Origin of the sequence: Agromyces marinus, assembly GCF_021442325.1 — a bacterium.
GTDB classification, from domain to species: Bacteria; Actinomycetota; Actinomycetes; order Actinomycetales; family Microbacteriaceae; genus Agromyces; species Agromyces marinus.
In genome coordinates this window covers 620,557-635,108 of sequence record NZ_CP087879.1, presented here as the reverse complement: position 1 = coordinate 635,108, position 14,552 = coordinate 620,557, and the positions used below count along the sequence as shown (strand labels likewise).

Annotated in this window: 14 protein-coding genes; 3 read left to right on the top strand and 11 right to left on the bottom strand. The window is 72.5% G+C overall.

All coding sequences use genetic code 11. The features are described from left to right. The first annotated feature begins 87 nt into the window (after nt 1–87). Nucleotides 88–825, top strand: coding sequence for a FadR/GntR family transcriptional regulator (locus DSM26151_RS03005; RefSeq protein ID WP_234660948.1), 738 nt, complete (start codon nt 88–90; stop codon nt 823–825). Between the two features lie 6 nt (nt 826–831). Here the strand turns inward: DSM26151_RS03005 and DSM26151_RS03000 are convergent, their stop codons facing one another. After that, nucleotides 832–1,287: a recombinase family protein gene (locus DSM26151_RS03000; protein WP_234660947.1), complete on the bottom strand. Its 456-nt coding sequence runs from the start codon at nt 1,285–1,287 to the stop codon at nt 832–834. A gap of 111 nt (nt 1,288–1,398) precedes the next feature. Between DSM26151_RS03000 and DSM26151_RS02995 the strand changes: the two genes are divergently transcribed. Next, nucleotides 1,399–1,782 (top strand): YciI family protein, encoded by a 384-nt coding sequence (locus DSM26151_RS02995; RefSeq protein ID WP_234660946.1) that lies wholly within the window; start codon nt 1,399–1,401, stop codon nt 1,780–1,782. Nucleotides 1,783–1,853: 71 nt separating this feature from the next. On the opposite strand, the gene DSM26151_RS02990 is transcribed toward DSM26151_RS02995, so the two are convergent. From DSM26151_RS02990 to lysA, 10 genes are all read right to left on the bottom strand, one after another. Next, nucleotides 1,854–2,171 carry an ArsR/SmtB family transcription factor gene (locus tag DSM26151_RS02990; protein WP_234660945.1) on the bottom strand — a complete coding sequence of 106 codons (318 nt, stop codon included), beginning with the start codon at nt 2,169–2,171 and terminating at the stop codon, nt 1,854–1,856. Further along, complete coding sequence (locus DSM26151_RS02985; RefSeq protein ID WP_234660944.1) at nt 2,168–2,647, bottom strand: SRPBCC domain-containing protein; 480 nt, start codon at nt 2,645–2,647, stop codon at nt 2,168–2,170. The genes DSM26151_RS02990 and DSM26151_RS02985 overlap by 4 nt, the downstream gene beginning before the upstream one ends. Before the next feature lie 103 nt (nt 2,648–2,750). After that, nucleotides 2,751–3,428: a hypothetical protein gene (locus DSM26151_RS02980; protein ID WP_234660943.1), complete on the bottom strand. Its 678-nt coding sequence runs from the start codon at nt 3,426–3,428 to the stop codon at nt 2,751–2,753. After that, nucleotides 3,425–6,484 (bottom strand): P-loop domain-containing protein, encoded by a 3,060-nt coding sequence (locus tag DSM26151_RS02975; protein ID WP_234660942.1) that lies wholly within the window; start codon nt 6,482–6,484, stop codon nt 3,425–3,427. The genes DSM26151_RS02980 and DSM26151_RS02975 overlap by 4 nt, the downstream gene beginning before the upstream one ends. Beyond that, the gene (locus DSM26151_RS02970) at nt 6,481–7,593 is read right to left on the bottom strand and encodes a hypothetical protein (protein ID WP_234660941.1); all 1,113 of its coding nucleotides are present in this window, start codon (nt 7,591–7,593) and stop codon (nt 6,481–6,483) included. Before DSM26151_RS02970 ends, DSM26151_RS02975 begins: the two co-directional genes overlap by 4 nt. Nucleotides 7,594–7,595: 2 nt before the next feature. Further along, nucleotides 7,596–8,618 (bottom strand): trypsin-like serine peptidase, encoded by a 1,023-nt coding sequence (locus DSM26151_RS02965; RefSeq protein WP_234660940.1) that lies wholly within the window; start codon nt 8,616–8,618, stop codon nt 7,596–7,598. Between the two features lie 131 nt (nt 8,619–8,749). Next, a complete protein-coding gene (locus tag DSM26151_RS02960) occupies nt 8,750–9,553 on the bottom strand; it encodes an amino acid ABC transporter ATP-binding protein (protein ID WP_234660939.1) in 804 nt (267 codons plus the stop codon). After that, the gene (locus DSM26151_RS02955; RefSeq protein WP_234660938.1) at nt 9,550–10,518 is read right to left on the bottom strand and encodes an amino acid ABC transporter permease; all 969 of its coding nucleotides are present in this window, start codon (nt 10,516–10,518) and stop codon (nt 9,550–9,552) included. Before DSM26151_RS02955 ends, DSM26151_RS02960 begins: the two co-directional genes overlap by 4 nt. Then, nucleotides 10,515–11,447 carry a transporter substrate-binding domain-containing protein gene (locus DSM26151_RS02950; RefSeq protein WP_234660937.1) on the bottom strand — a complete coding sequence of 311 codons (933 nt, stop codon included), beginning with the start codon at nt 11,445–11,447 and terminating at the stop codon, nt 10,515–10,517. The genes DSM26151_RS02955 and DSM26151_RS02950 overlap by 4 nt, the downstream gene beginning before the upstream one ends. Before the next feature lie 83 nt (nt 11,448–11,530). Continuing rightward, nucleotides 11,531–12,841 (bottom strand): diaminopimelate decarboxylase, encoded by a 1,311-nt coding sequence (gene lysA / locus DSM26151_RS02945; RefSeq protein ID WP_234660936.1) that lies wholly within the window; start codon nt 12,839–12,841, stop codon nt 11,531–11,533. 96 nt (nt 12,842–12,937) lie between these two features. On the opposite strand from lysA, the gene DSM26151_RS02940 reads away from it, so the two are divergent. Continuing rightward, on the top strand, nt 12,938–14,527 hold the full coding sequence (locus DSM26151_RS02940) for a PucR family transcriptional regulator (RefSeq protein ID WP_234660935.1): 1,590 nt from the start codon (nt 12,938–12,940) through the stop codon (nt 14,525–14,527). The last annotated feature ends 25 nt before the right edge of the window (nt 14,528–14,552 follow it).

Below are 14,552 nucleotides of genomic sequence, written 5' to 3'. Positions count from 1 at the left end.
CACACGACCGAGATCTCATCATACGTCTTATGTCATGAAATGGAAAGATCATAGGTGTGATTACCGCCGGAGGCTATGCTGTGGCACATGCCGACCGATGCCGCCGCCCCGTATCCCACGATCGCCGCGCGCGCCCGGACGCCCCGACTCGGGGTGACGGTCGTGACCGATCTCGTGAGTGCGATCGTGCGCGGCGACCTCGCACCCGGAAGCTCGCTTCCGCCCGAGGCCGTGCTGTGCGAGCAGTTCGGCGTCAGCCGCACCGTGATCCGCGAGTCGGTCAAGCGCCTCGAGGAGAAGGGCCTCGTCACGGTCGCCCAGGGACGCGGGACGCAGGTGCTGCCCGCGGCATCCTGGAACCTGGTCGACGCGACCGTGCTGTCGGCGCTCGTCGCGAACGACGCGACGCTCGGGATTCTCGACGACCTGAGCACGGTCCGCGCGTCGCTCGAGGGCGTGATCGCTCGTGATGCCGCGGCGCACCGTTCCGAGGCGGACCTCGAGCGCCTCCGTACCGCAATGCAGCTCATGCGCGACACCATCGAAGACGAGCCGGCGTTCAACGCTGCCGACGTCGTGTTCCACCAGGCCGTCGGCGAGATGAGTGCGAATCGCCTCGCGGTCAACATCGTCGGGATCCTCTTCGACCAGGCACGCGAAAGCGACCGCTTCCATTTGCACAGCCGCCTCGAGACGACGCTCGAGGAGCACGAGCGCGTCTTCGCGGCCATCGAGACCGGCGACCCCGACGAGGCGGAAGCCGCGATGCGCTCGCACATCGCCGACGCCTGGGAGCGACGCCGCCCACCGAGCCCGAAGCGCTGACCGGGCCTACCCGCGCGCGCTCTCCAGGTGCGGCGCGCCGCGGGTGAGGACCTTCACCACCAGATCGTGCCTGCGCAGCGCTCGGATGGTGCGGGCGATCTCATCGGGCGTCCGTCCGAGCGCCCGCTCGTTGGCCACGACGAGGACGTCGCCCGACCTCAGGGTCTCGAACAGTCGCCCGAGCCGCTGCTCCCAGGACTCCGGCATGTCAGGCATCGGGTGCTTGAAGTCGAGGATGTCGACGCCAAAGCGCGCGAGGTCGGAGCGCTGATCCACCACCGACGGCATGTCCTCGCGCGCGACGACGAGACCGACGAGCCGCGAGCCCTCGGGCCGGGCCTTCCACCAGTCGCGGTTCCGCTGGAGCTCCTCGAAGCACTCGGGGCAGCCGATCGCCTGATGGCCGGGCGTGTGCGGGCCGCCCGCGGCATCCGTCGTCGTCTCGGTCTGCTTGTCGTGCATCTCGCTCATCCTCGGTCCCGCTCGCGTCGACCTCTATTCTCGCCGACGTCGGCTCGCAGGCGTAGCCTGAGGCCGGGACGTGCGCCTCGCGCGGCCCGGGAGGTCTGACGGATGCCTCGAAGCCCCGATGTCCCGGACGCGTTCGACGTCTACACGCTGGTGATGCTACGGCGCCCCGACGGCGCGCCCGACCTGCCGGAGGACGAGCTCGACGCGCTGCAGGCGCGCCACCTCGCGTACCGGGCCGAGCTCCGCCGCGACGGGGTACTCGTCGCCAACGGCCCGTTCGGGGAGCAGAGCGACCCCGCGTACCGCGGCATGTCGGTCTTCGCGTGCGGCCCCGCCGAGGCGGCTCGGCTCTCGGCGGGCGACCCGTCGGTCATCGCCGGCCGGCTGGCGTTCGACGTCATGGAATGGTGGGTCGCGGCGGGTTCGCTCGCCTTCCCCGGAGCACGCGGCACGGTGGGCGATCGCAGGTCGATGCCCGAGGACTGATCGCCCCGGAGTGATCGCCCCGGAGTGACCGCGCGGGACCGAGTTGCGGGCGCGAGTCGGCCCAGCCCGCCTCACAGCCCTTCGGCGATCTCCCTGATGGCGGCCAGACGGCGCTCCCACGCCGTGCCGATCGCGTCCAGCCGGCGCGCCGTCTCGGACACCTGCGCACCGATCACGCGGAAGCGGACCTCGCGCCCGACGCGGACCGGCTCGACGAGCCCGACCTCCTGCAGGACGACGAGGTGCTTGGCGATGGCCTGCCGGGTGACCGGGAGCCGCCCGGCGAGGGCGGACGCGGACGCGTCGCCCTCGCCGAGTGCGGCCAGGATGCTCCACCGGGTCTCGTCTCCGAGTGCGGCGAACACCGGGACCAGCGTTCCCGTGGTCACGCGGCGCCCTCGAGCAGGGCGACGAGCTTGTCGAGTTCCTCCACCCAGCCCTTGGCGTGCTCGGCCAGGTTCGTCGCGGGGTCGGAGGTGCGCTCGAACCCGGTCTCGACGACCGTGAGCTCGGTACCGTCGGCCATCGCCTCGAGCGTGAAGGTGAACACGGTCGAGGTCGCGTCCTCGACCCGGTCGGGCAGTGCACCGAGCGCGTCGTCGTTGCTCCAGCGGTAGCTCACGGACTTGGGCGGATCCATCGCCTCGACGCGGATCGGCACGGCGCCGTACGTCTCGAACGTCATCGTGCCCTCGGCGCCGACGCCGGAGCCGTCGAGCACGGTCGCTCCGAACCAGCGCGAGAGGTGCTCGGGCTCGGTCACGGCGCGCCACACCTTCTCGACCGGCGCGTGGATCCGGATGGTGCGACGGACGGTGTAGGTGACCTCGTCGACGACGGAGGCGGGGTTGTCGGTCATGGTCATGATCATCGGTCCTTTCGGCGGATGGTGCGTTGCTCGATGCCGTAACACTTGCAACCCCAGAGTTGCACACAAGAGGGAATAGCGCAACCCATTGGTTGCAGATCTAGCGAGCTTCGGGGAACAGCGCATCCGCGAGCTCCCGCAGCCGCGCCGCGCCGCCGGCCGCTCCGCCCGGCGCTCCGCCCGACGCTCCGCCCGCATCGGCCGCTGCCCGCGACCGCGACCGCTCGAACCCGCCGGCGGTGGAGGCGTCGGTCGCGACCGACTGCGCACGCACGGCCTCGGCCAAGCGCCATCCGTTCGTCTCCGCGCGGGTCGCCCGCTCCAACGCGGCTCGCTCGAGGTCTCGCGCCGCCGCGGACTCCGAGTGCGCGGTGCGCAGGTCCAGGCGCCCCTCGTGTGCTCGGGACTCCGCGGTCTGCGCTCGCTCCTCAGCCTGTCGTGCCTCACCGCGGTGCACCTCGCGTCCGAACATCCACCCCACCGCGGTGAACGCGATCGCCTGGATGCCCTGCAGCACGAGCACGATCCGGGTCCAGACCGCGTCGGTCATCCCCTCGTCGTCCGCGCGCAGGTAGCTCACGACCGCGAGCACGATGAAGCCGCCCACGACGACCGCCGCGGCGATGAACAGGACCCACCAGGGGACGCCGTTCGACCCTCCGCCCGGGGCGGGCCAGCGTCGGCCGCGCCGCGCACGCCCGTCCTCCCGGGCGCCCCCGGCGCCTCCGACATCCCCGACATCCCCGACATCCCCGACGTCCCCGATCGTTCCACTCACGGCTGCTCTCCCTCCCCGCGCGACGAAGGCCCGCCCTCCGCGCCGTCGGCCCCACCGCCGCGACCCGGCGGCGGCTCGGCGGCCGGGTACGACGCCTGATCGGCCTCGGACCGCCAGTACTCCCTCAGGTGCGCCTGCAGTTGCTCGTCCTCAGGGCTCTCCCGAAGGGCATCGGAGACGGCCTTGCCCTTCGCCGCGGAGGACCGTCGGCGCCGCCACGGACGCCGGCGCTCCCCCGCCGGAGACCCGGATCCACGCGGGGCGGCCGAGACCGGCGGCGGCGGCATCGGCTCCGCCGCCGGCGGCGGCATCGGGTCCGCCGGCGGCGGCATCGGGTCCGCCGGCGGCGGCATCGGCACCGCCGTCACGGGGCCGACCGGCGCCGCCGCGTCCGGCTCGGGCACCGCCGCCGCCGCGTCCGGTTCGGGCGGCGGCGCCGAGACCCGCCGGATCGTCGACCGGGCCTCGGGGCTCAACGCCTCGCCGTGCCCGGTGTCCGCCTCGACCCCCGCGTACTCGGCCGCGTCCGCGAGCAGGCCCGGGGCCTCCGCGGACAGGTCCGCGGCGAGTTCGCGCAGCAGCGACGGGTTCCTCGCCTTGTCGGACTCCGTCAGGCGCCCCGTCTCGCTCACCATCGCCGTGCGCAGCGCGTCGATGCGGGCATCCGGTCGCATCCCGCCGCGACGAACCACTCGGAGCGCACCCGCACCCGCCGTCAGGCCCACCGTGAGCACGCCCAGGTCGACGGCGCTCTCCCGCGCGTCGAGGTACGAGTCGAGCGCCTGCACGAAGTCCCCGCCGTCCTCGGCGACCCGAGCTGCCACGATCGACAACTCGACGTAGCCCCGCAGGTCGCCTGCGGCATCCGCGGCGGCGATAGCCTCCCGGGCCACCTCGGTGGCCTCCGCCCGCAGGCCCATCGCGGCGAGCGCCTCGACGTGCAGCTGGCCGACCTCGGCGGTGAGCGTCCGCACACCGTCGGGTCGCCGCTCGATCAGGTCGACGACGTGCGCCGCGTCGCCGGCATCCAGCATGCTGCGGGCCTGCCCGACGAACTGGCGGACCCACGCCTCCGACTCGGCCGCTGCGAGGTCGTCGGGATCCACCTCGACCTCGTCCAACCGGCTCGCGAGCTCGACCCGCGAAGCCGGCGGGAACTCCGGCAGCGCCGGCTCGAGCGCCGCCGCCGCGAGCGGATCCCAGTCCTCGTCGTCGCTCGTCGCCGCATCGCCGAGCATGAGTCGGTGGTAGAGGCGCTCGGTCCGGTCATCCGGCCCCGCCCGCCCGGCGTAGTACTCGACGGCGCTCCGATGGATCGCGGCGACCTGTTCCGGCGCGTCGGCCTCCAGGAGCGGCAGCATCTCCGTCCGGACATCGGCACGATGGATGATCACGTCGGCGCCGACCTCCCGGACGAGCGTCACCTCCCGGCTGAGCCGCGCGAACAGGTCGGACGCGCGCGCCGCGTCGACCTCGCCCAGCCCGCAGGGTCCGGCGAGCACCTGCCTGATGACGCCCGGCGTGATGCGACGCACGACGAGCCCCGGGTTCGCGAGCGGCCGGATCGCCGGGTCGACGTGGTCGAGGATCCGCCGATAGAGGATCCCCTGGACCCGCTCCTCGGTCAGCCCGAACAGCAGCCTGCGCCGGCCCCGTGGGCTGGCGAGCACGGCCTCGCCCTCTCGCCGCATGAGCTCCGCGGCCAGCCGGAGGCTCAGCGGGTTGCCCGAGACCCGACCGGCCACCTCGTCGACGAGCGTCGGCGAGACCTGCATCCCCTGGAGCGCGCGCTCGAGGAAGGTCCGTGCCTCGTCGCCTTCGAGCCCGCCGAGCGGATGCTGGTCGGGATCGAGTTCGCGCGCCTCCGCCCGACCCGTCACGACGATGCGCACCGTCGGCACCGCACGGGCGAGCACCCGCAACGCCTCCCCGAGCCCCCCGAGGCTGGAGCGCCGTCGGCGTTGGGCGACCTCGAACGTGTCCAGCCAGAACAGCAGCGGCCCCCTCCGCCCGCCGTCCGCGTCGAACCCTGCGGAGGCCTCGTCGACGAACGCGCCGAAGGCGTCGATGAAGAGGAACAGGTCGCTGGAGAACCGCATCGCGTCGGACCCGCGCATCGCCCGCTGCGGCGCTGCTTCGGCGCGATTCGCGAGATCGGCGTTCAGCTGGTCGGTGAAGCGGCGCGACAGGTCGAGCGCGGACTCGGCGACGGCCGGAACCTGCAGGGCGATCTGCCGCACCGCCTCCCGCAGCAGGGTCAGCGGATGGCGCGGGTCGAGTTCGGCTCGATCGAAGGTGAGGTAGGCGAGCATGGGGCGGTCGCCGTGACGGTCGCGTTCGAGGACGTACCTCCCGACCAACGCGGACTTGCCGACCCCTCCGGGCCCGTGGAACGCCATCGGCCGGGCAGCCGTCCCGGGGCTGCGCACGAACCCGTCGATCAGGTCGAGCTCCGCGCGACGCCCGACGAAGTCCTGCTGGGCGACGCGGCGCAGCGGCGCGAGCACGTTCGCGAGGTCGAGGGCGCGGCGCACGGCCGCCTCGGTCGGAAGCTCGATCGAGCCGCGCAACGGCGACAGCCACTCCCGGGCGCGCAGCACGCCGCTCAGTTCGTCCGGTGCCAGCGACTCCAGGTCGAGCCCGCCTTCGAGCAGGCGGCGCGCCATCCGGTGGGCGAGGTCGTGCGGGCCGGCCGCGACGGCGTCGCGGGCGACGAGGGCGGCACGCGTTCCGTCCGCACCGAGGCGGAGGATCGTCGCGCGACGCACCGTCGGCCGCAGTCGCCTGCCGCCGCCCGAGCGCGTCCGGACGACATCGCAGTCCTCGCCGAGGAACTCCGCGACCCGATCATCCGCTGCGTCCGGGGCCCGTCCGTCGCCGAGGACGGCCCTGGCCGGGAAGTAGTCCAGGAGGACCACGCGTTCCCGCAGTCGCTCGCGGGCGGGGTCGTCCGCGGGATCGGCGTCCGTCGGCGCGGGCTTCGCGGGGATCGCGGCCAGCCGCGCGCGCATCTGGTCGGCCGTGATCCTCGCCCGCTCGGCCTCGCGGCGACTCACGACGCTCCCCCGTAGACCTCGTTGGCCAACTCGAGCGCGCTCGGACCGAGTTCGGCGAGCGCGCGGGCCGCGACGGGGCCGCCACGACCCTCGAACTCGGCGAAGAGCACCTCGATCGCGTCGTCATCGCTCGCGGAGTGCTCCAGGAGGACCGACATCCGCTTGAAGAACGCCTTCACCTCGGCATCGGTCGGATGCTCCAGCGGCTCGACCATCGCTCCGGGGTACCCGGGCTCGACGCCCTCGAACCCGCAGACGGCGACCCGGAGGCGGTCGAGCTGGCGGTCCGCGACGGATGCCGCGAGGTCGTGGATGAGCTGGAGTCCGGGCGCCGTGGTGTTCTCGCTCGTGAATCCGTCGAACACGAGCCAGACGGGGGCGTCGAACTCCGAGGTGACGCTCGAGAGCCACCCTCGGAACTGGGTCACGATCGATTCGGGCTGCGCGACGAGGTCGAACGACGGGGCCTGGGCGCCGGCGAGCGTGGATGCGACCCACACGGCGAGCTCCTGCGCGTCCATCGGCGAGCCCGCGCGCCTCGAGTTGTCGAGGACGTGGACCTTCGGCAGGACCTCGCTCTCGGCGAGCCAGCTCATGAAGCGCCGCGAGTTCGACTTCCCCGAGCCGTGATCGCCCGTGATGAGCAGCGCCCGGTCGCCGTCGCGTGCGATCATCTCGCGGACCCTGTCCCGGAGTCGGGCGCGCCCGATCATGGCTTCGCGTCGCCAGAGCCGGGGCGTGTCCCACGGGTCGGGCACGCCCGAACCGGGCCCGCCCGAGCCGTCGCCGGCGGGCCCGTCGTCGGCGGGCGCGGCCGGCGCGGCGGTCGCGGGCTGCTCGATGAGGCGGGCGAGCAGGTCGAGCCCCTGCGCCTCCTGGTACACGGCCAGGACGAGCGTCCGCAGTCGTCGGTGCGCGACCGCGACCCTGATGATCCTGGGCCAGACGAGCGCCATCGGGCCGTCCCAGTCGACCTCGTCGTGCGGGACCCCGCTGGCGCCCGCGTACATCTTCGCCTGGTCCTTGCCGACCTGGTCGCGGAGGAGTTCGACGAGTGCCTGCGCATCCGGGTCGGTCTCGTCGAACGGCAGGTCGTCGAGGACGCCCATCGTCAGATCACCCCCGCTCCTGACAGGGCGGTCGCGACCCGATCGATGCGGCGCCCCTCGTTGTAGTACTCGGTCCGACCGTCGACCGTGCGCGCATCCCACCGGTTGTGCAGGCCGACGAGCCGCCACTGCTCGTCGAAGACGGGCGACCCCGACGAGCCCTGCTCGGTGTCGGTCCGGTACCTGAGCACGTCGTCGGTGACCTCGACGACGAGGTTGTGCACCATGCCGATCTTCTTCACGCCCCCGTTCGGGTGCTGGATGATGTAGACCCGATCGAGTTCGGCCGGCACGGGTGCCCCGGCGAGCGGGATGACGGGTGCGCGCTGCGGCATCGGCGTCGCGGTGCGCACGACCGCCCAGTCGTGATCGGCCGACCCGACGATGCTCGCCGGGTCACCGTCGACGACCTGCACCTCGCGCTGCGCACCCGCGAACGAGCGTTCGTACCCGAACCACGCGGTGACCCGGGTCGCGGGTCCGGCGTCATCGAACAGGACGTGGTGGTTGGTCAGGAGCAGGTCCTCGCCGATGCGGAACGCGGTGCCGTGGTACTCGCCGTCGCTCAGCGTCACGAGCAGCCTCGCCACCGCGGCCGCGAGTTCGAGGCCTCGCTCGAGGAACGAGATGTCCAGGAGCGTGGGCTCGGCGCCGACCTGGCGCTCGAGCCGGTCGCGCTCCGTTGCGTCGGGCACGAGGGCGCCCGCGCCGTCCGGGCTCGGCGCCGGAAGCACGGGCCGTTCGTCGAGCAGTTCGTCGAGCCTCGTCGCGACCGCGGCGTCCTGTCCGGCGATCACGGCGAGCAGCGCCCGCAGCAGGTCGCGCCGTCGCGCCTCGGCCAGGACCTCGGGCCAGGCGTACGCCATGGGCTGCTCGAGGTCGAGGGCCGCGAGCGGGATGCCCGCCTGCCTGATCAGCGGGGTCGCGGCCCGGGGCGTGGGGTAGTTGTCCCCGAGCATGCGCACGAGGTCCTGCATCCCCGTCGAGCTGAAGTCGAGCGGGAGTTCATCGAGGAAGTGCGTCATCAGCTGCCACCGCCTGCGGTCGACGAGATGCCGGCGCCGGGCTCGGACGCCGGTGGTGGATCCGACCCGAGTGTAGCGTCGAGGATTCCTCGACTGCATCCGTGCGCGCCCTGATCGAGGGGCCGGCCGCGCTACCGGACGCTCTCCAGGAAGTTCCGCGTCCGCTGCCGCTGCGGCCGGTCGAGCACCTCCTCCGGCGGGCCGGCCTCGACCACGACCCCGCCGTCCATGAACACAACCTGGTCGGCGACGCCCCGCGCGAACCCGATCTCGTGGGTGACGACGATCATCGTCATGCCGTCGGCGGCGAGCTCGCGCATGACGTCGAGCACGTCGCCCACGAGCTCGGGGTCGAGCGCCGAGGTCGGCTCGTCGAACAGCATCAGCTTCGGACCCATGGCGAGGGCCCGCGCGATCGCGACGCGCTGCTGCTGGCCCCCCGACAGCTGGGACGGGTAGTGCCCCGCGAAGTCGGCGAGGCCGACGCGATCGAGCAGTTCGAGCGCCGTGGCCTTCGCCTTCGCGCGCGGCGCCCCGGCGATCCCGATCGGGGCCTCGGTGATGTTCTCGAGCGCGGTCATGTGGGGGAAGAGGTTGAACCGCTGGAAGACCATGCCGATGCCGCGCCGCTGGCGGGCGATCTGGCGGGGCGTCATCTCGTGGGTGGCGCGGCCGGCCTGCCGGTAGCCGATGAGGTCGCCGTCGACGATGATGCGTCCGCCGTCGATCGTCTCGAGGTGGTTGACGCAGCGCAGCAGCGTCGACTTGCCCGAACCGGAGGGCCCGAGCAGGACGGTCACGGTGCCCTCGGGCACCTCGAGCGAGATGTCGCGGAGCACCTGGTGGGCGCCGAAGCTCTTGCGCACGCCCCTGATCTCGACGAGCGGTCGCGGGGCGGCGCCGGTCGGGCGGGTCGCGGGTGCGGTGATGGTCATAGTGCTCGGACCTCCTTGGTCACGGGAGCCGGTTCCGGCCCGGGCCTGCGGGCGGCGAATGCGGCGCGGAGCCGCTGGAGGGGGGTCGGCGGCAGGTTGCGGCTCGACCCGCGCCCGAACCGTCGCTCGAGGTAGTACTGGGGAATCGACAGCACGCTCGTCATGAGCAGGTACCACAGGCTCGCGACGATGAGCAGTTCGACCTGCTTGAGGTTCTGCGACGAGATCACGCTCGCCTGCGTGTAGAGCTCGAGCACCGCGATGACCGACAGCAGCGACGTGTTCTTCAGCATCGAGATCGTCTCGTTGCCCATGGGCGGGATGATCACGCGCATGGCCTGCGGCAGCAGGATCCGCCGGAAGGTGTAGAGCGGAGACATCCCGAGCGAGTACGCGGCCTCCCGCTGGCCCTCGTCGACCGAGAGCATGCCGGCCCGGACGATCTCGGACGAGTAGGCGGCCTGGTTCAGCGTCAGCGCGAGCAGGCCCGCGGTCAACGCGCTGATGAGCGCGTTCGTGTCGGCCTGCCAGAACACGATGCCGGTGAACGGGATGCCGATTGAGATCTGCTCGTACAGCAGACCGAGGTATCCCCACAGCACGATCTGGACGAGCAGCGGGGTGCCGCGGAAGGCCCACACGTACACCCACGCGACCGAGGAGAGCACGGGGTTCGTCGACAGCCGCATGGCCGCGATCACGATCGCGAGCAGCGTCGAGACGACCATCGCGATGGCGGTGATGAGCAGCGTCAGCCCGACGCCCTCGAGGATCCTCGGGTCGAGCAGGAACGCGCCGATCGCGGCGAAGTCGAGGTTCGGGTTGGTCAGGATCGACATCGCGAACGCCGCGGCGAACGCGAGCACGGCGACCGCTCCCACCCACCGCCAGGGCCGGCGCAACGGGATCGCGACGATGTCGTCGTCACCCGCGGTCGCCGCGGGCGCGGTGGCGAGCGCCGTCATCGCGCGGCCCCCTGGTTCAGTTCGGCGGCGTCGACCGCGTAGGCGCCGATGTTGTTGCGCTCGAGCACCCGCTGGTAGCTGCCCTCGTCGATGAGCGCCTGCAGCGTGGCGCGGATGGCTTCGGTGAGCTCGGCGTCCGACTTGAGGATGCCGATACCGCTGTAGACCGGCGAGAAGCCGGCGGGGTTCTCCGGGTCGCGCACGACGTCGAACGTGTCGCCGTCGTCGGTGGTGGCCGCGACGTACTCGGCGACGACGGCGTCCGAGACGTACGCGTCCGACTTGCCCGCGCGCAGCGCGGTCTGCGCGTCGAGGTCGGAGGGCAGCTCGGTGACGGTCACCGGCTCGCCGTCGCAGTCCATCGCGCGCAGCAGCTCGCCCTGCACGGTCGCCTTCTGGATCGACACGGTGCGCCCGCACAGGTCGGCCTGCGTCAGGATGCCCTCGGGGTTGCCCGCCTCGACGAGGATCGCGAACCCGCCGCGCGTGTAGTCGACGAAGTCGAGCGTCTCCTGTCGCTCGGGGGTGTCGTTCATGCCGCTCATGATCAGGTCGTTCTTCCCGGCCTGGAGCGAGGGGATCACGGAGTCGAACGCCTGCTTGTTCAGGACGACGTCGATGCCGAGCTTCTGCCCGATCAGGCGGGCCAGCTCGGGGTCGAAGCCGACCTCGCGGTTGGCGTCGTCGTACATCGCCATCGGCGGGAACGGGATGTCGAGCGCGACCTCCAGGCGTCCCTTCTCGCGGATCTCCGCGGGCAGCAGGTCGGCCAGTGCGGCGTCGACCTCCGTCGAGACCTCGTCGCCGACGGGGACCTCGGGCCCGGTGTCGGCGGCGCCCGCTGCGGTGCCGAAGCCCGCGCAGCCGGTGAGGGCGAGGACGGCGAGCAGCGCGGCGGGCGCAAGGGCGGCGGTGGTACGGGTGATCATGTGGGACTCCCTTGTCGAGTGATCGTGCGGTCGAGTGGTCGTGGGGGCGTGCGGGCGTGCGGTCGGGCGGATCGGCGGCGGGCTCAGACGAGCGCGGCGGCCATGGCGGGCGCGTGGGTCGCGAGCAGGTCGTCGTAGGTCTCGCGGCGCGTGACGAGGCGGGCCTCGCCGTCGGCGACGAACACGATGGCGGGCTTGAGCGCGCCGTTGTAGTTGTTGGACATCGTGTACGCGTAGGCGCCGGTGGCGGCCATCGCGACCAGGTCGCCGATCCTGGCCGGCGGCATCGCGGCGCCGTCGACGAGCAGGTCGCCGGACTCGCACTGGCGACCGACGAGCTGCACGGTCTCGGTCCACGGCTCGAGCAGCCGGTCGGCGAGGATCGCCTCGTACCGCTGCTGGGTGAGGGCGATGTCCATCTGGTCGGCGAGTCCGCCGTCGACGGCGACGAAGGTCCGCCCGGTGCGCTTGACGGTGGTCGCCCGGTAGAGCGTGATGCCGGCTCGCGCGACCATCGAGCGCCCGGGTTCGATGAGCAGGCGCGCATCGGCGGGCAGGTTGGCGCGCGCCGCGTCGACGATCGCGTCGAGGTAGTCGTCGACCCCGGGCGCCTGCTCGTCGTAGGTGTAGGCCACGCCGAGGCCGCCGCCGACGTCGTAGGTCGGGAAGGTGCCCACGGCGGAGATCTTCTCGACGGCTTCGGCGAACTGCCCGGTGCCGAGGATCTGCGATCCGATGTGCAGGTGGACGCCGTCGAACCGCATGAGGCGGTGCGATCGCATGCGCGCGATCGCGCGCTCGGCCTGGTCGATGGGCAGCCCGAACTTGGAGTTCGCGCCGCCGGTGGCCTGCGAGGCGTGGGTCTTCGCGTCGACGCCGGGGATGACGCGCAGCAGGAGCTTCTGCGGGCGCTCGAGGAGCCGTTCGAGCCGGTCGATCTCGTCGTCGTTGTCGACGATGATCGTGTCGATCCCGGCGTCGAGCGCCATGCGCAGTTCGGCGTCGGTCTTGGCGTTGCCGTGGAAGTGGATGCGGCCGGGGTCGACGCCTGCGGCGAGCGCGAGCCGGAGTTCCCCGCCGCCGGCGATGTCCACCGACAGCCCCTCATCCTGTGCGAGGCGGTACATCCCGACGGCGGGGAGCGACTTCGACGCGAAGAGCACCTCGGAGTTCGGCCAACGCGTGCGCAGCCCGTCCACGAACCGCCGGGCCTGCCGGCGGAGTCCCCCCTCGTCGTAGACGTGCAGCGGCGTGCCGAACCGTTCGGCGAGTTCGGTGACCGAGACGCCGCCGATCTCGAGCACGCCGTCGGCACTCGCCGCGGCCTCCTCCGGCAGGATCCGCCAGAGTTCGCCGAGTCGGGTGCCCTCGGGTGACGGTCGGTACGGGGTCATCGACTTCCTCCTCCGCGCGGCGCCTTCACCGTCGCGGTGGCCAGCCTAGGAAGATCCCGACGCCCTGTGGTTGGAGATTTCGGATAGCTTTGCGGCATGGATGCAGCAGTTACTCCAGTATCGGTGCTCCCCCGCGTCACGGTCTCCGAACTCGTCGATCAGCTCGGCGCGGCGACGATGACCGCGCTCGGCCCGATCCCGGGGCACGCGGCGGTCACCGGGACCGAGTTCCTCGACATCGCAGACGAGGTGACGGATGCCGCGGGCACCCTGCTGCTCGCACCGTCGACGGCCTCGCTGAGCACGGCCCGCATCGCCGCGCTCGCCTCGTCCGCCGCCGATCGCGGGGCCGTCGGCCTCGTCGTCAAGTGCAGCCCGGACCGGGTCGCGGCGCTCGGGGCCATCGCCGAGTCGAGCGGCATCGCGGTGCTGCGCGTCGCGGACCGGATCAGCTGGCGCCTCCTGGACGCGCAGCTCACGCACCTGCTCGGCGAGGCCGACGCGGGTTTCGGCGGCCCGCAGGATCGCGGCGCGGAACCGCTCTTCGCGATCGCCAACGAACTCGCGGAGCACTTCGGCGGCTCGGTCGCGATCGAGGACCTCAGCCGCAACATCCTCGCCTACTCGTCGGTGCCCGGGCAGGTCATCGACGAACTCCGCACGCACGGAATCCTCGCGCGCCAGGTGCCGGCCTCGCCCTACAACGACGACCAGTACCGCACCGTGCTGCGCGCCGACCTGCCGATCAAGTACCCCCGACTCGGCGACGAGGAGCCGCGCGTGGCGTTCGCGATCCGCGCCGGCGCCCTCCCGCTCGGCACGATCTGGGCGATCGACGCCTCGGGCGACGGGCCGATCACCGCGGAGCAGGACGAGCGGATGCGACGCGCGAGCGCCCTCGCGAGCGCGCACCTGCTCGACGACCTGCGCACCCACGCGACCAACCAGCGTCCGCGCGAGGATCGCCTGCGGACCCTGCTGACCGGCATCGACCTCACCGGCACCGAGTTCGCCGAGCTCGGCATCCCCGAGGAGCGCGGCGCGGCGCTGCTCGCATTCGACGTGCCCGCCGCCGGTCCCACCGCGATCGCGCAGCTGCGCTCGACCGTGGTCCGCCACCTGGTGCTGCACCGGCCCGACACGGTCGCGGTCGCGCATCGCGCACGCGTCTACGCGCTGTTCGCCGCCGCGACCGTCGACGAGGCGGTCGGGGTCGCCGAACCGATGCTCCCGCTGGTGGATCGCCTCGTCGGCGACGGCGTCAGGATCGCGGTCGTTGGGCCGTCGCACCGCTCGGGCGAGGTGGCGGGGGCGCGCGATCTCGCCGACCGGCTGCTCGAGGTCGCCGCGTCGGGCGACCTCGGCCGCGCGCCGCGCATCGTGACCGTCGACGCGGTCCGCCCCCGACTCGTCGTGGCGCGCGTCGCCGAACTGCTCGCGGGCGCCGACGAGCTCCGGGACCCGGCGATCGACGCGCTGTTCGAGCGCGAGTCGACTCGCGACATCGGCGAGACCCTGCTCGTCTGGCTCGAATCGTTCGGCAACGTCGCGCAGACCGCCGAGCGCCTCGGCGTGCACCAGAACACCGTGCGGCACCGGTTGCGTCGTGCGGCCGAGGTGCACGGCATCCGCTTGGAAGGGCCCGATCAGCGGCTCGCGGCCTGGATCCAGTTGCGGGCGCGCTGACCGGCACGGGCAAGCTCAGATCAGA